General features: G+C 34.9%; 19 protein-coding genes. 9 read left to right on the forward strand and 10 right to left on the reverse strand.

From position 1 onward, the window contains the following. Positions 1–118: 118 nt before the first annotated feature. From LPB89_RS12710 to LPB89_RS12725, 4 genes are all read right to left on the reverse strand, one after another. Positions 119–679, reverse strand: coding sequence for a hypothetical protein (locus LPB89_RS12710; protein ID WP_230702159.1), 561 nt, complete (start codon positions 677–679; stop codon positions 119–121). Between the two features lie 26 nt (positions 680–705). Continuing rightward, on the reverse strand, positions 706–1,323 hold the full coding sequence (locus tag LPB89_RS12715) for a hypothetical protein (protein ID WP_230702160.1): 618 nt from the start codon (positions 1,321–1,323) through the stop codon (positions 706–708). Between the two features lie 29 nt (positions 1,324–1,352). Then, the gene (locus LPB89_RS12720) at positions 1,353–1,772 is read right to left on the reverse strand and encodes a cytochrome c oxidase assembly factor Coa1 family protein (protein ID WP_230702161.1); all 420 of its coding nucleotides are present in this window, start codon (positions 1,770–1,772) and stop codon (positions 1,353–1,355) included. 126 nt (positions 1,773–1,898) lie between these two features. After that, a complete protein-coding gene (locus tag LPB89_RS12725) occupies positions 1,899–3,509 on the reverse strand; it encodes a murein L,D-transpeptidase (RefSeq protein ID WP_230702162.1) in 1,611 nt (536 codons plus the stop codon). A 308-nt stretch (positions 3,510–3,817) separates the two neighbouring features. Between LPB89_RS12725 and LPB89_RS12730 the strand changes: the two genes are divergently transcribed. From LPB89_RS12730 to LPB89_RS12750, 5 genes are all read left to right on the forward strand, one after another. Beyond that, a complete protein-coding gene (locus LPB89_RS12730) occupies positions 3,818–7,258 on the forward strand; it encodes a methylmalonyl-CoA mutase family protein (protein WP_230702163.1) in 3,441 nt (1,146 codons plus the stop codon). A gap of 544 nt (positions 7,259–7,802) precedes the next feature. Continuing rightward, entirely contained in the window at positions 7,803–9,851 is a 2,049-nt protein-coding gene (locus LPB89_RS12735; RefSeq protein ID WP_230702164.1) for a hypothetical protein, read from the forward strand. Between the two features lie 660 nt (positions 9,852–10,511). Further along, the gene (locus LPB89_RS12740; RefSeq protein WP_230702165.1) at positions 10,512–11,120 is read left to right on the forward strand and encodes a hypothetical protein; all 609 of its coding nucleotides are present in this window, start codon (positions 10,512–10,514) and stop codon (positions 11,118–11,120) included. 82 nt (positions 11,121–11,202) lie between these two features. Beyond that, complete coding sequence (locus LPB89_RS12745) at positions 11,203–12,405, forward strand: hypothetical protein (RefSeq protein ID WP_230702166.1); 1,203 nt, start codon at positions 11,203–11,205, stop codon at positions 12,403–12,405. Between the two features lie 178 nt (positions 12,406–12,583). Further along, positions 12,584–13,414: a hypothetical protein gene (locus LPB89_RS12750; RefSeq protein WP_230702167.1), complete on the forward strand. Its 831-nt coding sequence runs from the start codon at positions 12,584–12,586 to the stop codon at positions 13,412–13,414. Positions 13,415–13,484: 70 nt separating this feature from the next. Here LPB89_RS12750 and LPB89_RS12755 read toward each other — a convergent pair whose 3' ends face one another. The 3 genes from LPB89_RS12755 to LPB89_RS12765 all read right to left on the reverse strand — a co-directional run bounded on the left by LPB89_RS12755 (position 13,485) and on the right by LPB89_RS12765 (position 15,523). Then, positions 13,485–13,871, reverse strand: coding sequence for a secretion protein (locus LPB89_RS12755; protein WP_230702168.1), 387 nt, complete (start codon positions 13,869–13,871; stop codon positions 13,485–13,487). 371 nt (positions 13,872–14,242) lie between these two features. After that, complete coding sequence (locus LPB89_RS12760; protein ID WP_230702169.1) at positions 14,243–14,647, reverse strand: T9SS type A sorting domain-containing protein; 405 nt, start codon at positions 14,645–14,647, stop codon at positions 14,243–14,245. 468 nt (positions 14,648–15,115) lie between these two features. Beyond that, positions 15,116–15,523 carry a T9SS type A sorting domain-containing protein gene (locus LPB89_RS12765; protein ID WP_230702170.1) on the reverse strand — a complete coding sequence of 136 codons (408 nt, stop codon included), beginning with the start codon at positions 15,521–15,523 and terminating at the stop codon, positions 15,116–15,118. A gap of 449 nt (positions 15,524–15,972) precedes the next feature. On the opposite strand from LPB89_RS12765, the gene LPB89_RS12770 reads away from it, so the two are divergent. The 3 genes from LPB89_RS12770 (at position 15,973) to LPB89_RS12780 (ending at position 18,660) form a co-directional block, all read left to right on the forward strand. Next, positions 15,973–16,845: an AraC family transcriptional regulator gene (locus LPB89_RS12770; protein WP_230702171.1), complete on the forward strand. Its 873-nt coding sequence runs from the start codon at positions 15,973–15,975 to the stop codon at positions 16,843–16,845. Positions 16,846–17,150: 305 nt separating this feature from the next. Then, entirely contained in the window at positions 17,151–18,020 is an 870-nt protein-coding gene (locus LPB89_RS12775; RefSeq protein ID WP_230702172.1) for an alpha/beta hydrolase family protein, read from the forward strand. A 124-nt stretch (positions 18,021–18,144) separates the two neighbouring features. Next, on the forward strand, positions 18,145–18,660 hold the full coding sequence (locus LPB89_RS12780) for a hypothetical protein (protein ID WP_230702173.1): 516 nt from the start codon (positions 18,145–18,147) through the stop codon (positions 18,658–18,660). Positions 18,661–18,728: 68 nt separating this feature from the next. Here LPB89_RS12780 and LPB89_RS12785 read toward each other — a convergent pair whose 3' ends face one another. The 3 genes from LPB89_RS12785 to LPB89_RS12795 form a co-directional block, all read right to left on the reverse strand. Further along, entirely contained in the window at positions 18,729–19,730 is a 1,002-nt protein-coding gene (locus tag LPB89_RS12785; RefSeq protein ID WP_230702174.1) for a hypothetical protein, read from the reverse strand. A 162-nt stretch (positions 19,731–19,892) separates the two neighbouring features. After that, positions 19,893–20,861, reverse strand: a complete 969-nt coding sequence (locus LPB89_RS12790) for a TerC family protein (protein WP_230702175.1) — start codon at positions 20,859–20,861, stop codon at positions 19,893–19,895. Between the two features lie 180 nt (positions 20,862–21,041). After that, positions 21,042–22,055 (reverse strand): glutamine synthetase beta-grasp domain-containing protein, encoded by a 1,014-nt coding sequence (locus LPB89_RS12795; protein ID WP_115847512.1) that lies wholly within the window; start codon positions 22,053–22,055, stop codon positions 21,042–21,044. 429 nt (positions 22,056–22,484) lie between these two features. On the opposite strand from LPB89_RS12795, the gene LPB89_RS12800 reads away from it, so the two are divergent. After that, positions 22,485–24,674, forward strand: coding sequence for a glutamine synthetase III (locus LPB89_RS12800; protein ID WP_127337016.1), 2,190 nt, complete (start codon positions 22,485–22,487; stop codon positions 24,672–24,674). Positions 24,675–24,691 lie beyond the last annotated feature (17 nt).

The following is a 24,691-nucleotide window of genomic DNA, read 5'->3' on the forward strand; positions in this document are numbered from 1 at the left end:
ATTCAAAAACAACGCCACAATTTTATTTCAGCAGCAGAAACAATTTGTTTTAGAATTAACATTACAGCTTATATTCCTGTTTTTAATTTAAAATGGGAGTACAACGAATTTAATTTTGTTAAGGCCAGTACATCCTGACGGCGTAATTCCAATACGTTTTACTGGAGATATAAGATGGTTCTTTTTCGGATATGGGTTTTCTTTTGCTGTCCAGTAATTTTACTCGGATGATTTTTTCCTGACTATCATCTGCGAGGTCGATATTTCCTTCAGCAGCATCAATCAATTTCTTTTTCTTCAGGTATTCGTCTTTTTTCTCTATTATAAATTCTGTTACGGCTTCATTTTGAGAGACCCTTTCCCCGGCTAATTTTCCCTGCAGGTCAAAATTTTCTATTTTTTGCAGTTCATTATTCTGGTACGAAAACAACTGGAAAGCAATGCCGCCATGTTGTATTTGAAGTCTATGATTCAATAATCGAAAACGAAGCACCTGATTTTTAGGATTCGTATATTCCAGCGAACCATTTCCTTCCGCATCGATGGTACTGGATAAAAGTTTATTGGGTTTTGAAAATTGTGCAATTCGTTCGGTATGGGTATGGTATCTTGCATCAGATTGTGCTGAGAGGACAATAGTGCTTAGGAAGGCAGCACATAAAAGTAAGAATGATTTCATAGGATGTTATTTTAAATTGCGGATCGTTAATTAAATCCACCTTCAATGTTTTTTCTGCTGGTGCGTTTGATTTCATTTTTGGTGAAAGTAAAGATAGATTCTTCAGTCCAGTTCCATTTATGTCTCGCCTTAAAATCGAAACCAACGGCACTGTACGTGATGGTAATGGTATTATCAACGGTAAGCATGCGGAGTTCGATAAAACTGTCCTGAATATTGGCCGAAGCGGGCGTTCTTTTGCATGTCTGTAAATCTTCAAGAATTTTTTGATCTCCTTTGAACCATTCTCTTAAAAAAGACAGATGTTTCTCCGAACACTGATACCCCAGCTCAAGAGCTGCCAGTAATTTACATTTTAAATTACTTCCGTCCGTTTTTTTATCCCCGTCCCAGTCGCAATCATTGCCTACAAAAGTCGTAACATAGCCCAAAGCGGCACGTTGCTGCTGGATTATGGTTTTAAGATAACTTTCATTTATATGGAAAGTATCATTTTCCAGCCAGAATATTTTAACACCCTGGTCTGAAAGTATTGAATCGTAACATTTCTTATGTAAAGGAAGAACCTGACGGCTGAATGATGTTTTAGAGGCAGCAGCATTAAGGCTTAAAAAGAGGAGCAGGGCGAGAAGTCGTGTATTCATAAATTGAAAGGGATCTGAATGTTGTAATTTTATTTCTCCAGTAAATTAATTTCTTTCTCGGTTGCATTAACATAAACGGTTAATTCGTCATACGTCCATTTTACTCTTTTATGGGCTGTTACGAATAAAATCCCCGTTCCTTTTGAACCTTTTATCGGGATTTCCAAATCACATTCACCTGTATTATTGCTAACATTAATACTTCCCGAAGGCATTCCGTCTGTTTCAACAGGACTTCCCAATTGCTGTATCACTTCTTTGTTCTGTCTTACCTGATAGATAGCATCTTTATAGACATCAGAATCTTTCATGAATGAAGTGACTCCGAAAAAAATCCCGGCAATAAACAAACCAAAAAGAACGATAAGGCTTAAACATCCGGTTGGAACAAACCATTTCCAGTTTCTGTCCCACCAGTTTTTCTTTACTTCGTTATAATTTTCTTCCATATAAAAAAAAGGGTAATTTTAAATTTGAATTTACTACCTGAAAGATATTCTTTTTTCTTTCAAATTCTAAATCAAACCTAAAATTACCCGGTAAAAAACTTAAATATCTGTTTTTAGAATCTTATTTTAATTGTTAAATGCCATAGATTCCTGAAACATGATTTTGTTCAGATCGTTATCTTTCTCATAAACATCCTGAAAAAAGCTAATTTCGCCTGATTCATTTACCCATGAAGTAAAATAACAAATGTAGATTGGTACTTTGTTTGGTAATTTAAAAGTAGTTTCTTCTTTACCTTCCATTGCTTTATTGATTCTGTCAGCGGTCCATTCCGGATAATCTTTCAGCATGGCAATAGCTAAATTTTTGGCTTCTTTTACATTAATACATCCGTGGCTGAACGTTCTTTTTTCAAAATCAAACAGTGTTTTTGCCGGTGTATCGTGCATATAAATATCTTCCGGATTCGGGAAAATAAATTTCACTAACCCAAGAGAGTTTTCTGGACCCGGTTTTTGTCGCACCAGACCATTTTTCATTTCCATATTATGTTCTGCCAGATAATTTGGATCGGATGCAATTTTTGATTTCAGCTCATTATCCACAATACTTTGCGGAACAGTCCAGTAAGGGCTAAAAACCACTTTATCAATATTTCCGCTAAATATGGATGTTTTGGTTAATAAGGACCCCACAAAAACGCGTGATGCCAGTTCTGTTTTTCCATTTTTTACATATACTAATTCAAAAGAAGGCACATTCACCATGATATATTCTTTGTCTTTTACCAGTTTTGGCGAAATCCAGCGACAACGTTCCATGTTAACAGCCAGTGTAGTGATTTTATCGGCTATTGGAGTATTCATGTCTTTAATATGCTCTTCGGCTAAAATATAGTTAGGTTTAAAACCATTTCTCAATTTGTATTTCATCACGGCATCCATCATTTCACGATCGTAGACATCGCTTTTGGAATCGTTTTTTAGATCGCCCATTACAAACAATCGGTTTCTTACCTGAGCAATTGTTTTCGAAACAGCATCAGGGCGTAAGTCTTTATAAGGAGTTTCAGTTTCTATAGGCGTCCAGGTACCGTCTTTTTCAATTTGTCTGTATTTTTCCAGTGCGCCTTGTAATTTATAGTACTGATCAAAAAGCAATTCGTCATTTTTCTCTAATAAAGCAGGGTTTACAATAAGAGAATCTAATAAAGTTTCGTAAGACAACTGTTTTTTAGGCAGCATCCAGCCTGTTTTTTTAACGGTTTCGGCATCCAGTCCTTCGTACACCTGGCTCATATAGATAATGTAGGCACTGCTTAATAAAAGGTCTGAATCTAATTTTGATGGTCTTTCTTTACTTTTGGTGTTAAAGATTTTGTCAATCTCATTTTCATAAGGAATTTCGATTTCCAGTCCTTCCTCATGTGTTACTTTAAGTTTTTGGTGCAGTAATTTACCAAATTCAGTTATTTTATTGTCTTCATACCAGATGGATTCGTAAGCTCTGTTTTGGTATAAGGCAGAAACTTTGCTTTGGTATTTTTTTAAATTGGCATAGCGTTTAAAAAAATCATTCAGCACGTCATTATCTATCACTAGATCAGAATCATGTACGAAATCAAAATAAAAATTATATGATTTTTTACTTTCTGTAAAGTCATTTTTGTTCGACTCAAAAGAGGAAGTTATGAATCCTACAAATAGAATTATGGCGAGTGGATATAAAGTTTTCATTGTATTAAATTTTACGTTCTACTTAAGTTGAAGTAGGAAAGTATCGGGTAAAAATTTGGGGCATTTCTACACTGCTAAATTACTTACATGGCTGGAAAACAAGTTGTTGTATTTTATTTAAATGTTTCGAAATTGCCATGTTATTAACATTTCTATAAGACTTATATAAGATAAATCAGATAAGGATTTAAATTGTTACCCCGGCCATTTAAAAAAAGTTTCTTTTTTTTGTTAACAAAAAGATATAAGGCGGATCAAATATTATAATATTTTGTAAATTGCTCCCTTAAAATTATCATATTCATAAAATGGAACAACAAAAACCATATAATCCTAAAAATAAAGTAAGAATTGTCACTGCTGCCTCACTGTTTGACGGACATGACGCTGCGATCAATATCATGAGACGTATTATTCAGTCCACCGGTGTAGAGGTAATTCACCTGGGTCACGACCGTAGTGTTGAAGAAGTGGTCAATACCGCCATTCAGGAAGATGCCAATGCCATTGCCATGACATCGTACCAGGGCGGACATAATGAATACTTTAAATATATGTACGACCTGCTTCAGGAAAAAGGAGCCGGACATATTAAGATTTTTGGTGGCGGAGGCGGCGTAATCCTGCCAAGCGAGATTTCAGAATTACATGAATATGGCATTACCAGAATTTATTCTCCGGATGATGGCCGTTCATTAGGATTGCAGGGAATGATTAACGATCTGGTAGAACGTTCCGATTATCCGATTGGAGACAAATTAAACGGAGAAATCGATCATATCGAAAATAAAATTCCAACGGCAATTGCCCGTTTGATTTCGGCAGCTGAGAATTTTCCTGAAATTGCCAAACCGGTTTTCGACCAGATTCATACCAACAACGCCGATTCTAAAATTCCGGTTTTAGGAATCACTGGAACAGGTGGCGCCGGAAAGTCCTCTTTGGTCGATGAACTGGTGCGTCGTTTTCTAATTGATTTCCCTGAAAAAACAATCGGGTTAATTTCTGTCGATCCGTCGAAAAGAAAAACAGGAGGGGCTCTTTTAGGAGACCGAATCCGAATGAACGCGATCAATAACCCAAGAGTTTATATGCGTTCACTTGCCACACGTCAGTCCAATCTGGCGTTGTCCAAATATGTAGCTGAGGCGATTCAGGTTTTAAAAGCCGCCAAATACGATCTGATTATTCTGGAAACATCCGGAATCGGACAATCGGATACCGAGATTATGGACCATTCTGATGTATCCTTATATGTAATGACTCCGGAATTTGGTGCAGCAACACAATTGGAGAAAATCGACATGCTTGATTTTGCTGATTTAGTAGCGTTGAATAAATTCGACAAAAGGGGAGCGTTAGACGCCATTCGTGATGTCAAAAAACAATACCAGCGTAATCACAATCTGTGGGATAAAAACCCGGATGAGATGCCGGTTTTCGGAACGATTGCTTCGCAGTTTAACGATCCGGGAATGAATACGCTTTACAAAGCGATTATGGATAAAATTGTCGAAAAAACGGAATCTAACCTGCATTCGACTTTTGAAATTACGCGTGAAATGAGCGAGAAAATCTTTGTGATTCCGCCACACCGTACCCGTTATTTATCTGAAATTGCCGAGAGCAACAGAGGATATGATGAAACGGCCCTTTCACAGCAAAAAGTAGCACAGAAACTATACGGAATTTTTAAAACCATAGAATCCGTTTCCGGAAAAGTACCGCAAATTACCAAAGCCGGAATCGATGACAATAGTGTCACCCTGAGCGGAGTCGAAGGGCTTGACGAAAACAGAATCTTCCTAAATCTTCTACTGAATCAGTTCGACAAAGTAAAAATGGATTTAGATCCGTACAATTGGGAAATTATCCTGAATTGGGACGAAAAAGTAAACAAATACAAAAATCCGGTGTACTCGTTTAAAGTTCGTGATAAGGAAATCAAAATTGCCACGCATACCGAGAGTTTATCGCATTTACAGATTCCAAAAATAGCTTTACCTAAATATGAGGCGTGGGGTGATATCCTGCGTTGGAATTTACAGGAAAATGTACCGGGAGAATTTCCTTTTGCCTCAGGATTATATCCGTTTAAGCGTGAAGGCGAAGATCCGTCCCGAATGTTTGCGGGCGAGGGCGGACCGGAAAGAACCAACAAACGTTTTCACTACGTAAGTGCGGGCTTGCCGGCAAAAAGGCTTTCAACCGCTTTTGACAGTGTGACTTTATACGGAAATGATCCCGATATCCGTCCTGATATTTACGGGAAAATCGGGAATGCCGGAGTTTCGATCTGTTGTCTGGACGATGCCAAGAAACTGTATTCCGGTTTCGATCTGGTACATGCCATGACCTCAGTAAGTATGACCATCAACGGTCCGGCACCAATGCTGTTAGGTTTCTTTATGAATGCCGCCATCGATCAGCAATGTGAGTACTATATTAAGGAGAACGAATTAGAAAAAGAAGTTGACGCTAAAATCAACCAGATCTATAAAGCCAAAGGACTGGAACGCCCAAGATACCAGGGTGATTTACCGGCAGGAAACAATGGTTTAGGATTAATGCTTTTGGGGGTTACCGGAGATGAGGTTTTACCTTTGGAAGTGTACAACGAAATCAAAGTCAGAACCCTGTCACAAGTTCGTGGAACGGTTCAGGCTGATATCCTGAAAGAAGATCAGGCACAAAATACCTGTATTTTCTCGACCGAATTTGCGTTGCGATTGATGGGTGACGTGCAGGAATATTTTATTACCCAAAACGTTCGTAACTTTTATTCGGTTTCGATTTCAGGCTACCATATTGCCGAAGCAGGAGCCAACCCGATTACGCAATTGGCCTTTACGCTTTCGAATGGTTTCACTTACGTGGAATATTATTTGAGCCGTGGCATGAGCATCAATGATTTTGGACCTAACTTATCGTTCTTCTTCTCGAACGGAGTAGATCCTGAATATTCGGTAATTGGACGTGTGGCACGTAAAATCTGGGCGAAAGCCATGAAAAACAAATACGGCGCCAACGAAAGAGCACAGATGCTGAAATACCATATTCAGACTTCCGGACGTTCGTTACACGCGCAGGAAATTGATTTCAATGATATCAGAACCACTTTGCAGGCTTTGTATGCGATTTACGACAACTGTAATTCCCTGCACACGAATGCTTACGACGAAGCGATTACCACACCAACCGAAGAATCAGTGCGCAGAGCGATGGCGATTCAGTTGATTATCAATAAAGAATTAGGACTGGCGAAAAACGAAAACCCGATTCAGGGATCGTTTATCATCGAAGAATTAACCGATTTGGTAGAAGCAGCCGTTCTGCAGGAATTCGACCGAATCACAGAACGTGGTGGTGTTCTTGGGGCAATGGAAACCATGTACCAGCGTTCTAAAATCCAGGAAGAAAGCCTGTATTACGAAACCCTGAAACACAATGGAGATTTCCCAATTGTGGGTGTCAACACCTTCCTGAGTTCCAAAGGTTCGCCAACGGTAATTCCGGCAGAAGTCATTCGCGCCACCGAAGAAGAAAAACAATATCAGATTACCATGCTCGATAACCTGCACCAGTTTCACGAAGCAAAAGTAAACGAGCACTTAAACAAACTGCAGGAAGCCGCCATTAAAAACGAAAACTTATTCGCACATTTAATGGAAGCTACAAAGGTTTGTTCGCTGGGTCAGATTACTTCGGCTTTGTTTGAAGTGGGTGGGCAGTATAGAAGGAATATGTAGAATTTGCTTTTTTATATTTATGGAAAAACCTCTCAGATAATGGGAGGTTTTTTTGTTTTTATGAAAAGAAATAATTGAATGGAATATAGTGAGATTATGAAGTAGGGAGACCTCCAACAATAATTATGAATACTTTATTAGCGGGTATTTATACGTGCTTATTATTACAAAGCTTTTAATACATTTGATTAAAAACCAATACTACATGAATAATTAACAATATAGATATTTATGTTGCAAGAACAGGATGCTTGAGCAAGCAAGAGAGAAAAATCATTGTTTATATTTTCAATACCGAAACCATATATTTTTACTGAAAAAGTAAAAAAAAATAGACTTAATTACTATGTTGAATTTGTTTTCGAAAATAAAAATTAAAAAAAAATTGCATCTATATTGGAAAGATAAATGAAATTTATTTATAGATAATTTGGATAGTAAGTATAAAGAAATTTTAAAATCACGAATCACAAAAAATAAAATCAAAAAACTACAACGTTTTTGGAAATATTCTAAAAAAAATATTAGAAAAATAAAATAAAAAATGAACGAAAATAATTTAATTGCATCAGTTGCACTATTTAGTGAACTTTACAACAATGATAAATTTACAAGTGTTACCGATATTTTAGCTGAATTTATTAAGGGAGTTGTTGTACAAGAAAATAAATGGACAATAACATCAACTGAACTTACGTATTTATTAGAAAAAATCTATGATTTTAAAATTCCTGAATCTGTAGTAAGAACAACCGTAAGAAATAGGCTTAAAGATACCGTAAGCTCTAGAGATGGTCATTATGTCTTTGATACAATTATTAAAGATGATTTTGAACAATTAAACACCGAATTTATTTCAATCCAAACTAAGCAAAAAGTTATAATTGAACAATTATTAAACTATATTGAAGAAGTTGAAAAAAATAAAATTTCTGAAAGCGAAAAGTATTTTGTAATTGAAAATTTTAATAAATATTTGTTGGACAATGGAGTCACAGATAAGTATTCAAAATATATTAGTGCATTCATTATTAAAAACCAATCAAATTTTGAATTTACAAGTAATTTAAACTTGATAAGGGAAGGGATTATTTTATATCAAGGAATAAAATATACAGCAGATATAAATGAACTTGGTAAATGGAATAGTGAATTAACAATTTTTTTAAGTACTGAACATTTATTTAACTCGCTAGGATTTAATGGTTTACTTTACAAACAAATTTTTGATGATTTTTACAATTTAGTAAGGGAAATTAATTCCTCTAGTAAAAACAAAAATGGCGATAAATTAATAAACCTTTACTATCTAGAGGAAACAAAAAACGAAGTAAATTATTTTTTCCAAACAGCAGAAAGTATTCTTAAAGGCTCAATACCTTTAGATACAAGTAAAACAGCGATGAAATCAATATTAAATGAATGTTCTAATCCTAGCGATATAGTTAGTAAAAGAATAAAATTTGAAAATGATTTAAAATCTATGGGGATTTATTTAAAGGAATTTAAAAGTTCTATTTATGATTATCCTGAATATGTAGTTGAAGATGAAAGTATATTAAATGAATTAAAAAATGAATCTGAAAAAAAAGGAAAATTTTTTGATGAAAACCTTTGTAGACAATTCTTTAAAATTTTCACAAAAGTAAATTATTTTCGAGGGGGGGAAAGTAAAATAAATTTTGAAAAAATTGGACATATTTTTATAACGGGTAACAGATTTGCTCTATATCTAGCTCACCAATCAAAAGTCAAATTTGAGGCAGATGATATTCCTTTTGCAAAAGATATTGATTACATCACAAATAAATTTTGGTTTAAATTAAAAAAGGGTTTTAGCGATAAATCAAGTTTGCCTAAATCATTTGATGTTGTAACTAAAGCACAAATTATTTTATCCTCTCAACTTAATCAGTCTGTTTATCAAGAATACAAAAGAATTCAAGAACAATTAAAAAATGGTACTTTATCGAAAGAATCTGCTATAGAAATCAGTTATGAATTACGAGAGAAACCAAATAAACCAGAAGAGATTTCAATTGATAATCTTGATAATTCTTTAGAATTTTTAAACAGCGATACATATTTTGAAGATTTGTTTAGGGAAAAAGAAAAGAAGGAACAAGTTTTTCAAGAAACTTTAAAGCAAAATGAAGAGTTACAAAAAGTAATTCAAAGACTTGACATAGAAAAAAAGAGATTAGAAGCATTAGAAATAGAAAAATATAAAAATATAGAGGAAGGAGATTATATTGCATCAAGCTGGAGAGCGTATAAAAAAAATAGAAACCTTAATTTAATTTATACAATTTTTGTATTTATCGTTACAATTCTTCCAATAGTAATTGGATTTATTCTAAAAGCAAATAAAACTTTAAATACTTGGATGGAATCTTTGGGAGATAGTCAATTATATATATGGTTATTTTTAGTATTGGTATTTGTAACTGAACTCTTTGGTCGTTCATATATTTTCAATAAAGAAAAAGTAAAAAATGGTTGGATTTGGCTAACGAAAATGAATAATAAAAAACATACAACAGAAATAATTAATAAATTCAAAAGAGAATTTGAAAACAGGTATGTAGAATAATCCTCTCACCAGCAGAATAACAATATTCCACACAGTTTGTCATTTCGACGAAGGAGAAATCCCCACGAGAAGCTCGACAAAGATTGAACTTTCGTTGCAGAGTTACTTGCGAAGATTTCTCCTTCGTCGAAATGACAATATTATGACTATTTTTGATGAAGTTTAAAAAGAGTTCCGAAGGAACAAAGCATATTGTAGGGACGGATTTTAATCCGTCCATGACAAAGAAATTCGCAATTGAAATTCATCAGCGCCAGCAAAACTACAAAAATCCTATTATCAAATATAGCCCGTGGTTTCAACCACGGATACACAATATGAGAAAGACAATATTACGTTCCCGTGGTTGAAACCACCGGCTATGTTTACACCGCTTTGAAATAGCAAAAAAAGAAAATCATTCCCTCGCTAGCGCGAGCGTCCTGCTCGTGAGATCGGCTGTGCGAAGTCTCCCGACTTCGTACCCGCTCCAATAATCCACAAAGAGAATAAAAAAATAATTGAAACGGAATATAACGACGAGTACGAAGTCGGGAGACTTCGCACAGCAATACGGTTATTCATAAAAAAGCATCAGCCACGGTTGGTGCTTTTCTATTTTAATGCAAATCTTTCGCAGTATTTTTTATTGTATATTTAAAACCAAATCTTGAAGTTATAATGAATATTGTAATAGAAAATAAAGGAATCAAAACAGATTCTTTTTATGTGCCGGCTTTTGTTTTGCTAGAAAGCGAAGTCGTTGTTTTGTATTTATTTGGAGGAGGCTATTACTATGATACTGAAATGTTTCTAAAGGATATTTTTTGTGGCAATATAAAACATGAAAATGTTACTACAAATAAAAGAATGATGTTTGTTGATTATTTTAGAGAGTCGAATTTCATAGATGTTTTTTTTCCTTCAAAAGTTAACAGATACGTTAAAAAAGACGCAGATCTAACCAATCCTTTTCTAGTAAAACTGTTTGAAGATAAATATGTTACAAGGAAAACTAAGATGAATAGTCTGGGAGGAACCCAACGAAAGCTAATAAGTTTATATGTAGCTTTTTCAAAAACAAAAGATATAATATTTGATTTAGCAGGACTGGATGCTCAAGGAGCTGAGCTTACATTTAAATTGGTAAAAGAAGCAGTAAAAAATGGGGGTTCGGCGATTTTACTTGATAATTTTCCTGATATGAAAGAACATGCATCAAAATACATTCAGTTAGAATGGAATAAGGATAAGTTACCACCTACAAAGGAATTTAAATTTAACTTTTAGAAAAATAATAGGAGAGTATCTTGCATTGTTTCAAGTTGAAGGGAATTGTAGAAGGAATATGTATTTTTTTTATTTTAGTGTTATGAAAAAAGCTGTCTATTCTATTCTCTTTCTTTTGGTTACGGTTTTTGGGTATACGCAGGACAAGCCATCGCTACCAACGGGCGTTATTATCGATTCGGTGAAAGTGGCCACTGCTCCAACAGAATCGTATACCATTTATTTCCCTAAAAAATACGATGGAAAAACGCCATTGGCAGTGGTTTTTATTTTTGAACCGGCTGCAAGAGGCAAAGAAGGCATTGCGCCCTTTATTCCGGCTGCCGAAACGTACCAGTATATTTTGGTATGCTCGAATACGTTAAAAAACGGATCCACCCAAAACAATATTGCGATCGCCAACAGATTATTTGATGCTGTATTGGAAAGTTACAGGATTGATACTTCACAACTGTATATCGCCGGTTTTTCGGGTGGTGCGCGCTTGGCCAGTTATTTCGGGATCTCCACAGGCGTTTTTCAGGGCGTCATTGCTTGTGGCGCTTCTTTTAATGATATGGATAAGTTTATACCGCCTTCTAATAATTTCTCTTATGTGGGTATGGTGGGAGACAGGGATATGAATTACCTGGAAATGACAGAAAACAAAGCGTGGCTTAACAACGCAAAGATTGTAAACACGCTTTTTAGTACGCATGACGAACATGCCTGGCCGAAACCGTCTGAAATGCTCCGCGCCTTTGACTGGCTGGAAATTCAGGCCTACAGGAAAAATATAAGACCCAAAAACGATTCCGTTCTTAAAAGAATTTATGACACCAATCTGCGAATTGCCGATAGCCTAAAGGCAAATAATGAACTGTTGCTTTCGGTGAATGCCTATGAAAAAGGAATTACTTTTTTGAATACAACTGATGATAATTTTCTAAGGGCCAAGATTACCGAAATCAAAAAATCCAAACCGTACAAAGAGGGAACAGCAAAAACAGAGAAAATAAAGGTTTTGGAAAACGAAATTTTAGATAAACTCTGGCATCGTTTCGACCAGGAATTAAAATCGACTAAGCCTGTGACTAATTTTAAGTTTTGGAAATCTGAAATTAACGATCTGAATGTGATGAAGGCAGACGATAAAAATCCATTAGCCCAAAATATGGCTGTCCGGATACTAAATTGGTTTCAGGTCTCGGTTTATGAAACCGGGCAGGAATATAAACGAAATCAGCAAAATGACAAGTTTGCGTACTGTCAGGAATTGTATAAAATGATTACGGAAACCAATTAAAGAAAAGTCCAGCCGTGGCAAAATAAAAAATAAAGTAAATTTGCCACGATTTATGTGGCAAAATAAAATAGAATTAATTTTTGCCACAATTTGTGTGGCAAATAAAAATAAATTAATTTTTTGCCACAGTTTTTTTCTGACAGTAATTCCTATCTTGCCTAAAAAAATAACAGCCTTTATGTCAAAAACTATAAAACATTTCTTTACAATTTTAGTTGCCGGAATCTGTCTGGCTTCCTGCAGTAATTCTGATGAGGACGTGCCGGATACCACTACGGATCCTTTGGTAAAACAAATGAAATTTGACGGTGCTAATAACGGTTTTCCTGTTAATCCCTCGGAGATAAACTTTAGTTTTGAATATGACAATACTAAAAGGTTAACCAAAAAAGTGGGCGGTTATTTAGCACTTGGTGCTGCTACAGGTTTTGACAGAATTTTTTCTGATAAGTTATATACCTCCTTAGTGTACAGCAGTAATAAGGTTACTGTTGAAAATTTTTATGATTCAGATATTTATGCAGTCAGTAAAGGAACCATTTATTACACCTTAAACAGTGCCAATCTGATTGCCGAAAAAGAAGTTCCCAACACGATTGCTATTAATGCCAAAAAACAGGTTTATAAATATGCAGAGGGCAAACTTACACAGGTGGTTACAAGTTATCCCAATATGACCTACTACCCGGAGGATCCCACAGATTATGTACTGACATTCTCTGAGAAATTCTTCTACGACGCCAACAACAACCTGACAAAGACCGAATATACAGAGTTGCATAACGGAAAGAGTGAAGGCGAAAGAATCGTAAGAACTTTTGAAGATTATGATACTTCTTATAATCCGTTTAAGAGAATGCAATTATTAGAAGACTATTTTTATCGTTCGCTTTCCCGAAATAATTTCAGAAAATATACAGAGACTTTGTATTACTATGACACTGTTTCAACGAAAGAGATGGGATGGACATTTGTTTATGATACTCAGGGAAATATTGTGGTTAATTAGTACAAAATCTAAAAACAAAAAAAGACAGCTCTGGAAAAGCTGTCTTTCGCATTTTAATTAAAACCAAAAATTAACGACGGAATGCTGGACTTTCGTTTACAGATTCGTCAAGTTTAACTGTTTTTGATTTCTTAGCTGAAACTGTAATCGCATGTTTTACAATTTTGCCATTCTCATTTACTTCCAAAGTGTAAGTTCCGGCTGGATATGCCTCTAAACTTAGTGTTTTTGAAATTTCTAATTCATCTGCCACAGAGTTTCCTGTGTACAATAAATTATTGTTTGCATCGAAGATTGAAAAACTTGATTTTTCAACAGAGTTTAAAGTAAAGCTAATTACTTTTCCGTTTCCGGTTTTTATATACAAGATATAATCCCCTTTTCCATCAATTGCGTAAGTGAAAACAGTTGTTAAAAATACGGCTACAACTAAGCCCAGTTTAGTAAATTTTGTCATGTTTTTTAAAAATTTTAGTTTTAATCGTGGTGTGGCAAAACTACAAATAGAAATTTGAATTTAATGCAAAAAACGATCTTTTTTAAAGACATAAGTTGCTGAATTAAAACTCTTTCTGCGTTTTGTCTGAACTATGTACGCAATTACTGGGCTCTTGGATGTTTTAAAAGTGATTTTTTTTAATGTCGTGTAAAACAGCCTTTTAAAATTATTAAGAATAATTTTTCAATTGAAAAAAAATGATGATGGTTTAGTCAAAATTGAGCATAAAAAAACAGCTCGATAACCACAAAGAGCTGTTCTTAAACCATCAGTTTTTTACTGTACTAAGCTATTAACCTCATTTTTTATACTATGCGGGTATAAAAAAATTAACGTGCTGCTACGGTGCTGTTTTTATCGAAACCAGCTTTGTAAACAGATGAAAATGCCTTTTTTGATAAAACAGTTGTTTCGTCAGTAATGGTAATTTCGTGTCTCACTTTTTTTACATTATCTTCTACTTCTAAGAAGTATGTTCCCTCAGGAAATTCTTCTAAGCTAAAAGTTCTCAAAATTCCATCTTTACCTGAAGCATTCTCAGAATAAATTAGATTTCCTTCGTTGTCATAGATCGCTAAGCTTGCTTTTTTAACCTGGTTAAGCGCAAACGTAATCAGCTTTCCATTCGTTTTTAATACATGAAGATTAAAATCTTCATTTCCGTCAATTGCATAAGAGCTTGTTCCTGCAAAAAGCACTGCACATACTAAACTTAATTTTAAACTTGTTTTCATGATTTTCGTTTTTAAATTAATAGTTCTAATTCTCTGATGCTAAATTACTTATATCTTACAGAATCACACACAACTCTATTGGCTTATTTCGATGCTGTATTCTCATTTACGAAACCGTTATAGGTTAAAATTTGAATTATATTTATCGTTTTAGTTAATTAGGTTATTATTTTTCAATGTTTCGTTTGAATTAAGAGAATGTAAATTAATCTTATGTTCTTACAAAAAATATCATATGTGAAAAATTTAAACGCAAGGATCGCAATGAAATAAAAAACGCAAAGTTCGCAAAGCTTACTATTAAACTTTGCGAACTTTGCGAGAACCCTGGCGCCCTTGCGGTTAAAAAAAGGCATAAAAAAAACAGCTCAATAACCACAAAGAGCTGTTTTAAAAAACAATTGAATGTTTTTAAACTTTACTAACTATCTAACCTCATTTTTATACTGTATGCGAGTATAAACTTTTCTAGCGTGTTGCTACGCTTGTATTTTTAGCAGTTGAATCTGCTTTATATGTAGATGAAACTGCTTTTGTAGATAAAACAGATGTTTCATCAGTCACAATAATTTCATGTCTTACTTTTTTTGCACTGTCTTCCACTTCTAAGAAGTAAGTTCCTGCCGGAAATTCTTCTAAGCTGAAAGTTCTAAGGATACCCTCTTTTCCTGAAGCACTTTCAGAATAAAGTAAAGTTCCGTTTGTATCATATATAGAAAGGTTTGCTTTTTTAACCTGATTAAGAGCGAATGTTATTATTTTACCATTTCCTTTTAATACGTGAAGGTTGAAATCATCATTCCCGTCAATTGCGTAAGTACTCATTCCTGTAAAAAGCACTGCACATACTATACTAAGTTTTAAAATCTTTTTCATGGCTTTATTTTTTTAAATTGTTGTTCTTATTTGTTGATGCTAAATTACTTCAACATTACATTTTTTATCACAACTCTATTTGCCAATTTATGTGCTATATTCTCATTTACGAAACCGTTATAGGTTAAAATTTGAATTATTTGAGGCGTTTTTGTTAATTCAGTTATTATTTTTCAATGTTTATTCAAAAACGAAAGTTTCTTAAATTTTCCGTATTTCTTACAAAAATGAGATATACGTATAAAAACACCCAATTAAATAAGATTAATAAAAAAATAAGCAGGAAAAAAAATGAGACACAAAAAAATCGGCGATTTGACCGATTATTCCCAGATGGTAATTTTTAAAATATTGTGCTTTATTCTCAGTTGCGAAACCGTTATAGGTTAAAATTTAAATTATTTTAGGTATTTTTGTTAAATTTGCTATTATTTTTTAAAGATTTGATCATGAAGACTATCGCCCCGGCTCTTGAAGTCATCTCTAATACCTACGGAAGCTCTTTTGCTTATACGAAGCATGCTCAAAAAACCAATAGTAAAGCCCATTTATGGCATTATCATCCCGAAATTGAATTGGTTTATATCAATGGTGGCGCGGGAAAAAGACAAATAGGAAGCCATGTTTCCTACTATACCAACGGAAGTCTGATTCTGATCGGTTCTAATCTGCCGCATTGTGGTTTTACTAATGAACAAACCGGAAATATCAACGAAATTGTAATTCACATCAAACCTGAATTTTTAGGGAGTGATTTTTTTGGAATACCGGAAATGAAAAAGGTTCAGAATATCCTGAGCCAGTCTAAAGGCGGAATCGCTTTTGGCGGGGAAACCAAAAAGAAAATAGGCAAGAAGATCGAAATGATGGAAAAACAACCTCCGTTAGAACGTCTGATGACACTTCTTAGTATTCTGGACGAATTGGAATCTTCAGACGAATATACAGTACTCAACGCCGATGGTTTTTCCCTTGAGCTGAATGCACAGGACAGTGACCGGATCAATGTGGTTTTCAATTACGTAAAAGACCATTTTCAGGAATCGATTGCCATAGACGAAGTTTCGAGTCTGGTAAGTATGACCACACCGTCATTTTGCCGTTACTTCAAAAAAATATCCAACAAAACCTTTACGGAGTTTGTAAACGAATATCGTCTGGTTCACGCCTCCAAACTTCTGGCCGAGAAACCTATTACTATAAATGAAGTTTGCTACGAAAGCGGTTTTAATAATTTCAGCCACTTTAGTAAGTCTTTTAAACAATATACCGGTAAAAGCGCCTCGCAGTACCGAAATGAACATAAAATCATTATTAAATAAAGTTTTTTTTACCGCAAAGCTCGCAAAGGCTTTTTAGCCAGGTATATTTTTAAGTTCGCAAAGCTGTGAGATTTAAAGAATATATACTGCTATTAAAACATCTTTGTGAACCGTGCGGTTAACCCAGCATCATTTATATTCGTACGCACCCTTGCGGGCCTAACTATTCATAAAGCATAGAAAAAAACCTTTGCGAACTTTGCGGTTAAACTTACTCATCCTTTACCAAAAAAGGAATCAGATTTTTCATATACTATATTCTGAAAAAGTTATATTTACAATCCCTAATCAGAAAAAATATCAATATGAAAAACTTTAAATTTTTAGCGTTTGCATTTTTGTTGTGCATTTCCTCAATGAGTTATGCTGCAAAAGTGGATACTTTACAAATTGCAAGTACAGCTATGGGCAAAACCTACAAAGCCGCAGTTGTACTTCCGGGTTCTTATTCGAAAAGCAAATCAACCTTTCCGGTGCTGTATTTGTTGCACGGTGCTTACGGGCATTTTGGCGATTGGTTAAAAAACACGCCAAATAAAAAATTAGTACAGGGCTTATCGGACCAATACAATATCATTATTGTGATGCCCGAAGGAGAGACCTTTAGTTTTTATCTGGACAGTCCTGTAAACAAGGAAAGTCAGTTTGAAACTTTTATCACCCAGGAAGTCATTCAGAAAGTAGATAAAACGTACAGAACCATTAGTAACAGAAACGGACGTGTGATTACCGGACTTTCAATGGGCGGTCATGGCGCTTTGTACTTATCGGCCAGGCATCCTGATTTGTTTTGTGCTGCCGGAAGCATGAGCGGGGCAGTAGACATGAGCGCTATGCTCAATCGGGATTCGTCGGCTCAGGTGATAAAATTGATGCAGCCTGTTTTTGGTGATAAAAGCAGTAACTCTGAATTGTACGAGCAGAATTCCGTATTGGGAATGCTGGATAAAATAAAAGCAAACAAATTGCCTTTAATTATAGATTGTGGTGTGGATGACTTTTTAATAGAACCCAACAGAGAGCTACACCGAAGATTAGTCTATAATAAGGTAGATCACGATTACACCGAACGTCCGGGAGCACATACCTGGGACTATTGGGAAAATTCACTTCCGTATCATTTGTTGTTCTTTAATAAAATACTGCTTAAAAATCAGGTAGTTGTCAAAAAATAATACTAAAGGATATAATAAGAAATAGTAAAAAGTAATAAAATTTATAACAAATTAACTGCATTTGCTTTTTTTGGTTTGATTTTTGGAATACCTTTATATATAAACCTTAAAATATATATAAATTATGAAAAAGATACTTACCCTTTTCGCAGTTGTTGGATTAATCGCATTTTCAAGCTGTGAAGGACCAGAAGGGGCTCCGGGACAAGATGGCGGAATTTTACTTCCTTATGTTTATGAAATGAATAATGTTAACTTTGCTGGGCCAGATTTTGCTGTGACTAGCACACCGACAGGAATGTTGTCGGGAGATAATGTTTTGGTATATGAGCTAGTTAGCACAACGGGAGTAGACAGCTGGGCATTGTTGCCTCAGATATATTACTTTAATGATGGTTTAGAAACTGCTCAATATAACTTTAACTTTTCTAAAAACAGAGTTACGGTTTTTATTGATGGAAGTTTAAGTGATTTATCTCAGTTACCATCTACTTTTAGGTTAGGAAAAACATTCAGGGTTGTTATTATTCCAGGAGATGATGGAGTAAATGCAAAAAAGGTAAAAGCAGATTATTCAGATTATAATGCGGTTATTGCAAAATATAATATTGATGATAGTAATGTTAAGAGCTTAAACTAATTGTTAGACCAAAAAACAAAAAGGAGATCTATAGATCTCCTTTTTGTTTTTTGGTTATTAAAGTTTAATTAATCTATAGTATAGCGTCGTCTAACAGGTTCAGGAATATTTACATTGACAGAAGAGTCAAAGGGTTTTTCAGTTATCGTTATAGATAGTATAATCATTGTATGGCCGTTTATTGGTATTGCCCCATAACCTTCAGTCCTCATTTTTGGATGTAGTGAGACTAGTAACGCTTTTTTTTCAATTATTGGTGAAAATTTGAAAGATATATCTTTTATCGCTTCGACGCCATTATCTGGGGTATAGGATCTTTTGTAATTATCAATCCCAGATCTACCAATCTCATTTAAATCTTTTCTTTCACAAGGATCTTGATTTTGATCCCTAAGATTAGGTAATGTAATAATTCCATCATCTTTTAGTTGTACATATACTGTTGGATATCCGTCACTGTATTTTTTGTCAATTAAATATCGATTGTCGTGAAATTTAGTTCTAATCGTTATTTCATAAGATACATTTTTCGCAAAGGGAAATTCAATTGAAATTGCAGACCCTCTCTTTTGATTTTCTTCCATGACTCCTCTTCTGGTGTTAACTTTTCTTCCCTTATTACTTGCTATTAAAACTAATGCTCCATAATAAGGATTTTGATGAGGTACTCCAAATCCCCTTACAAGATAGCCATTAATTTGAGGATAAGGATTTGGTCCATATACTCCCAGATCCGTTTCAAAACTTTTGCCCGAATCCAAATATCTTGTTATAGTACAGCCGCTTTTTGTAGGATTGTATAAGCCATAGTGAAAATTTAAGAAAGTTGATTGTTCAGAAGATTTAGATGCTGTATTATTATTATCTGAATAGTTTGGAATGTCATATACAAGTATTGGCTTTTTTGGCTTTGAGCCATCAGTTATTTCGGAGATATATTCAATGTCTCCATTAATAATATAGGTTTGTGTAGGATTATTAAGAGCTTGGGTTTTCGAATTAACATCTTCTTTATTGTCACAGCTAATGATAATAAGGGTTAACATAAAGTAAAAATAAATTTGTCTCATGATAAAATTTTTATTTATAATGACACAAAAATAATATTTAATTAGATATAATCTTACTTTTAATAGTTAAATTGTAATAATTGTATTACTTTATTTATTTTAAAAGCACAAAAAAGGAAATCATTACGATTTCCTTTTTTTATATATTTATGTTTCAAGAAACTATTCGATATCTAAATCCGTAAGTTCTTTTTCTTTTCCAAATTTTAAAGAAACCAAAATTCCTACCAGAAGGGACAAGGCAATAAACGCCAAAGAAGCCCATTCCGGAACCTGAATGAAATCATGTAACAGCATTTTTAGACCTACAAAGGCTAATATAGCCACAAGACTGTATTCTAAATAACTGAATTTCGCCAACATATTCGCCAGGAAGAAATACATAGAACGCAATCCAAGGATCGCAAATATATTCGAACTGAAAACTAAAAACGGATCTGATGTAATGGCAAGGATAGCCGGAACACTGTCTACGGCAAAAAGTACGTCCATCACTTCAATAACAATCAAAGCTACGAATAACGGAGTAGCCGCTTTTTTCCCTCTTTCGGTTAAAATGAAAAATTTCTGATGATCCATTTCTGAGGTGATCGGAATGATTTTTCCAAGTGCCTTGTATATAAAAGAATCTTTTGGGTGGAAATCCTCATCATCTCCCGAGAACAACATTTTTACAGCAGTAAAAACAAGGAAGATACCAAATACATAAGTTGTCCAGGTAAATTTATTGATCAGCATTACACCAAAGAAAATCATTAATCCGCGGAAAATAACAGCGCCCAGAATTCCCCAGAACAAAACACGGTGCTGGTATTTCTGAGGTATCTTGAATGATGCAAAAATGATGGCGATCACAAAAATATTATCAACGCTCAGTGATAATTCAATCAGGTAACCTGTGATGAACTTCATGGAAGCGACTGCAGGTTTCAGTTGATCCGGATTGGCAATATAATCAGTAGTATACAGCCAGTAAATTACACCGGAGAATAAAAACGATAGTGTTACCCAGATCAGCGTCCATTTGCTGGCTTCTTTAGTGCTGATAATGTGGGGTGTTTTATTGAAGACTCCCAAGTCTAAAGCAAGAATAAAAACAACGGCTAACAAAAACAGAATCCAGACTATCATGGTATTTTTTTTTAATGATTTACAAAGATAGTTTTTGAATTTTAACTTAAAAATTAATTATAAGAAAGTTACTCTGAAATTTTATAAACCCGACAGGTTTTTAAAACCTGTCGGGTTTATTTGTAAAAAAAAAGTGCCATCATAACTGATGGCACTTTCGGATATAATGTAAGCAATGAATTATAGCGCTGATTTAACAGTTTTGATAATTCTTGCAGCAATTTTGTATGGATCACCGTTTGAAGCTGGTCTTCTGTCTTCTAACCAACCTTTCCATCCTTTTTGAACAGTCATTAAAGGAATTCTGATTGAACAACCTCTGTCAGATACTCCGTAAGAGAAATCGTGAATAGAAGCAGTTTCGTGTTTACCAGTTAAACGTTGGTCGTTGTAAGCTCCGTAAACCGCGATGTGCTCAGCAGTAACAGGTCTGAAAGCCTCACAAATTCTTTCGTAAGTAGCCTGGTCTCCACATGTTCTTAACACCTCGTTAGAGAAGTTAGCATGCATACCTGAACCATTCCAGTCTGTATCTCCAAGTGGTTTTGGGTGATATTCGATATAGTAACCATATTTTTCAGTCAAACGATCTAATAAGTATCTTGCAACCCAGATTTCATCTCCGGCTTTTTTAGCACCTTTAGCAAATAATTGGAATTCCCATTGTCCGCAGGCAACCTCCTGGTTGATTCCTTCAAAATTGATTCCTGCAGCAATACATAAATCAGCATGCTCTTCTACTAATTTTCTTCCGTGTGTGTTTTTTCCACCTACAGAGCAGTAGTACATACCTTGTGGAGCAGGATATCCTCCAACAGGGAAACCTAATGGCAATAAAGTTTTAGTGTCCATGATGAAATATTCCTGTTCAAAACCGAACCAGAAATCACCATCGTCATCAATAGTAGCTCTACCGTTAGAAGCGTGTGGAGTACCATCAGCATACATTACTTCTGTCATTACCAGCCAACCGTTAATACGTGTTGGATCCGGGTAAATTGCAACAGGAACTAATAAACAGTCAGAAGATCCACCTTCAGCTTGTTTTGTTGATGAACCATCAAATGACCAGTTTCCAAGTTCTTCTAATGTTCCTTTGAAATTTTCGTGTTCTTCAACTTTAGTTTTACTTCTAAGATTTTGAGTTGGTTCATATCCATCTAACCAAATGTACTCTAACTTAATTTTAGCCATAATAATATAAATTTATTTTTTTTTGTTTTTTCGCTGGGTCAAATATAGATTTATTTTTTTAGTCCTAAAAATTAGGGGGCTATTTTGTTTAGTCGACTATAATTTTTTGGATAAGCGCAATTTTGAGAGGGGTATATTTTTAAAAAAGCAATTTTTAACAGCTATAAAAAATAAATTCGTAATAATCAGGGATGTTTTTTGAATTTTGTGCCCAATCAATTGCGAAAAATTGTTTATTTAATCAGGAATAGTAACATAATTTGTTATATTTCTTCAAATCAAATTCATTATTCTTGGTAAAAAGTTCCTTCTGTTGAAAAATCTTCGCATAAAATTCTATAATTTATACATAAAACAGGGGGTTTAATTGCTTATATTTGTTCCTCTTTTTTTAGTAAAAATTAATACGAATATTTTAAAATTATATACATGTCAACATTACGTTTCCAAGCTTTAAAAGAAGCTTCTACCAGAAAGCCGGTACATTTTGAAGAAATTGACAGAAAGTCAAATATTTTCGGTTTAAATGTTTTTAATGAAAAAGCAATGAAGCAATACTTGACTTCAGATGCTTTAAAAGGAGTACGGGATGCTATTCAGCACGGAACTAAAATAGACAGAAAACTGGCCGATTATATTGCCATGGGAATGAAGGAGTGGGCTCTTGCCAAAGGCGTTACCCATTATACCCACTGGTTTCAGCCATTGACGGGAACAACTGCGGAAAAACATGATGCTTTTTTTGAAACTTCTTATGACGGCAGTGATCCTGTAGAAAAATTTGGCGGAGCACAATTGGTACAACAGGAACCTGATGCCTCCAGTTTTCCGAACGGGGGAATCAGAAACACATTCGAAGCCAGAGGATACACGGCCTGGGATCCGACCTCACCGGCGTTTATCTACGGAACCACTTTATGTATACCAACCGTATTTATTGCTTACACCGGAGAAGCATTAGACAATAAAATTCCGTTATTGAGAGCTTTATCGGCGATGGATGAAGCGGCTACAGAAGTATGTAAATATTTTGATAAAAACGTAAAAAAGGTAACTGCGACTTTAGGCTGGGAGCAGGAATATTTTCTAATTGACAAAGCGCTGGCCAATTCCCGTCCTGATTTGGTAATGACAGGAAGAACCCTTCTTGGACATACATCAGCAAAAGGACAACAATTGGACGACCATTATTTTGGTTCTATTCCGACCCGTGCCTTAACCTATATGAGAGATTTAGAGCAGGAATGTATGTTATTGGGAATTCCGGTAAAAACGCGTCATAACGAAGTAGCACCGAATCAGTTTGAGCTGGCTCCGATTTTTGAAGAGACCAATCTTGCCGTAGATCATAACTCTTTATTGATGGATGTCATGCAAAGAGTAGCAGAGCGTCATGATTTCAAGGTGTTATTTCACGAAAAGCCTTTTAAAGGTGTAAACGGTTCCGGAAAACACAACAACTGGTCGCTGGCAACCGATACTGGAGTTAACTTATTGAGTCCGAGCAAGACACCGATGAGTAATTTGCAGTTTTTGACTTTCTTTATCAATACCATTAAAGCGGTAAATGATTACGAAACATTGCTAAGAGCTTCTATCGCAACGGCAAGTAATGATCACAGGTTAGGCGCTAATGAAGCACCGCCGGCCATTATCTCGGTTTTTATCGGGGCGCAGTTGACAAAAGTATTGTCAGAGTTAGAAAGCGTGACTACAGGAAAATTATCTCCTGAAGAAAAAACAGATTTGAAACTGAATGTGGTGGGTAAGATTCCGGATGTTCTTCTGGATAATACAGACAGAAACAGAACATCTCCTTTTGCCTTTACCGGAAATAAATTTGAGTTCAGGGCTGTGGGTTCTAATGCCAACTGTTCGAACGCGATGACGACTCTGAATGCTATCGTAGCCAAACAACTGAAAGACTTCAAAACAGAAGTAGATCATTTGATTGATTCCAAAGACATGAAAAAAGACGACGCCATCTTCAATGTTTTAAGAGAATACATCAAGCAGTCTAAAAAAATACTTTTCGAAGGGGACGGTTACAGCGACGCCTGGGAAAAAGAAGCAGCAAAAAGAGGTTTAAGTAATTTTAAAACCACCCCGGAAGCGATTAAAGCAAAAGTTTCAAAACAAGCTTTGGATTTATTCGGTGAGTTGGGAATTTTAAACCATGTGGAGGCGGAAGCCCGCTACGAAATTGAACTGGAAGAATACACCAAGAAAATTCAGATTGAAGGTCGAGTTTTGGGCGACATTGCGAGAAATCATGTTATTCCGACTGCAATCCGTTACCAGAATACGTTAATTGAAAACGTAAAAGGCTTAAAAGAAATCTTCGGAAAAGAGTTTGAAACGATTGCAAAAGAGCAGATTGTTTTGATAAAAGAAATTTCAGGTCATATTGAGGGAATCAATTCTAAAGTTCTGGCCATGACAAATGAAAGAAAAACAGCCAATCAGCTGACCGACGCACAAAAAATGGCAGAGACCTATTGCAATAAAGTAAAACCGTATTTTGAAGATATCCGCAATCACTGCGACAAATTAGAATTATTGGTAGACGACGAAAGCTGGACCTTAACCAAATACAGAGAATTGTTGTTTACGAAATAGTTTTTTGCCACTAATTT

The sequence above is a fragment of the Flavobacterium sp. ENC genome (assembly GCF_020991415.1).
In the GTDB taxonomy this organism is placed as follows: Bacteria; Bacteroidota; Bacteroidia; order Flavobacteriales; family Flavobacteriaceae; genus Flavobacterium.

What these genes read in the sequence shown, in the direction of transcription:
- LPB89_RS12710 (WP_230702159.1), bottom strand. Translation starts at nt 679, where the DNA reads ATGAAATCATTCTTACTTTTATGTGCTGCCTTCCTAAGCACTATTGTC.
- LPB89_RS12715 (WP_230702160.1), bottom strand. Translation starts at nt 1,323, where the DNA reads ATGAATACACGACTTCTCGCCCTGCTCCTCTTTTTAAGCCTTAATGCT.
- LPB89_RS12720 (WP_230702161.1), bottom strand. Translation starts at nt 1,772, where the DNA reads ATGGAAGAAAATTATAACGAAGTAAAGAAAAACTGGTGGGACAGAAAC.
- LPB89_RS12725 (WP_230702162.1), bottom strand. Translation starts at nt 3,509, where the DNA reads ATGAAAACTTTATATCCACTCGCCATAATTCTATTTGTAGGATTCATA.
- LPB89_RS12730 (WP_230702163.1), top strand. Translation starts at nt 3,818, where the DNA reads ATGGAACAACAAAAACCATATAATCCTAAAAATAAAGTAAGAATTGTC.
- LPB89_RS12735 (WP_230702164.1), top strand. Translation starts at nt 7,803, where the DNA reads ATGAACGAAAATAATTTAATTGCATCAGTTGCACTATTTAGTGAACTT.
- LPB89_RS12740 (WP_230702165.1), top strand. Translation starts at nt 10,512, where the DNA reads ATGAATATTGTAATAGAAAATAAAGGAATCAAAACAGATTCTTTTTAT.
- LPB89_RS12745 (WP_230702166.1), top strand. Translation starts at nt 11,203, where the DNA reads ATGAAAAAAGCTGTCTATTCTATTCTCTTTCTTTTGGTTACGGTTTTT.
- LPB89_RS12750 (WP_230702167.1), top strand. Translation starts at nt 12,584, where the DNA reads ATGTCAAAAACTATAAAACATTTCTTTACAATTTTAGTTGCCGGAATC.
- LPB89_RS12755 (WP_230702168.1), bottom strand. Translation starts at nt 13,871, where the DNA reads ATGACAAAATTTACTAAACTGGGCTTAGTTGTAGCCGTATTTTTAACA.
- LPB89_RS12760 (WP_230702169.1), bottom strand. Translation starts at nt 14,647, where the DNA reads ATGAAAACAAGTTTAAAATTAAGTTTAGTATGTGCAGTGCTTTTTGCA.
- LPB89_RS12765 (WP_230702170.1), bottom strand. Translation starts at nt 15,523, where the DNA reads ATGAAAAAGATTTTAAAACTTAGTATAGTATGTGCAGTGCTTTTTACA.
- LPB89_RS12770 (WP_230702171.1), top strand. Translation starts at nt 15,973, where the DNA reads ATGAAGACTATCGCCCCGGCTCTTGAAGTCATCTCTAATACCTACGGA.
- LPB89_RS12775 (WP_230702172.1), top strand. Translation starts at nt 17,151, where the DNA reads ATGAAAAACTTTAAATTTTTAGCGTTTGCATTTTTGTTGTGCATTTCC.
- LPB89_RS12780 (WP_230702173.1), top strand. Translation starts at nt 18,145, where the DNA reads ATGAAAAAGATACTTACCCTTTTCGCAGTTGTTGGATTAATCGCATTT.
- LPB89_RS12785 (WP_230702174.1), bottom strand. Translation starts at nt 19,730, where the DNA reads ATGAGACAAATTTATTTTTACTTTATGTTAACCCTTATTATCATTAGC.
- LPB89_RS12790 (WP_230702175.1), bottom strand. Translation starts at nt 20,861, where the DNA reads ATGATAGTCTGGATTCTGTTTTTGTTAGCCGTTGTTTTTATTCTTGCT.
- LPB89_RS12795 (WP_115847512.1), bottom strand. Translation starts at nt 22,055, where the DNA reads ATGGCTAAAATTAAGTTAGAGTACATTTGGTTAGATGGATATGAACCA.
- LPB89_RS12800 (WP_127337016.1), top strand. Translation starts at nt 22,485, where the DNA reads ATGTCAACATTACGTTTCCAAGCTTTAAAAGAAGCTTCTACCAGAAAG.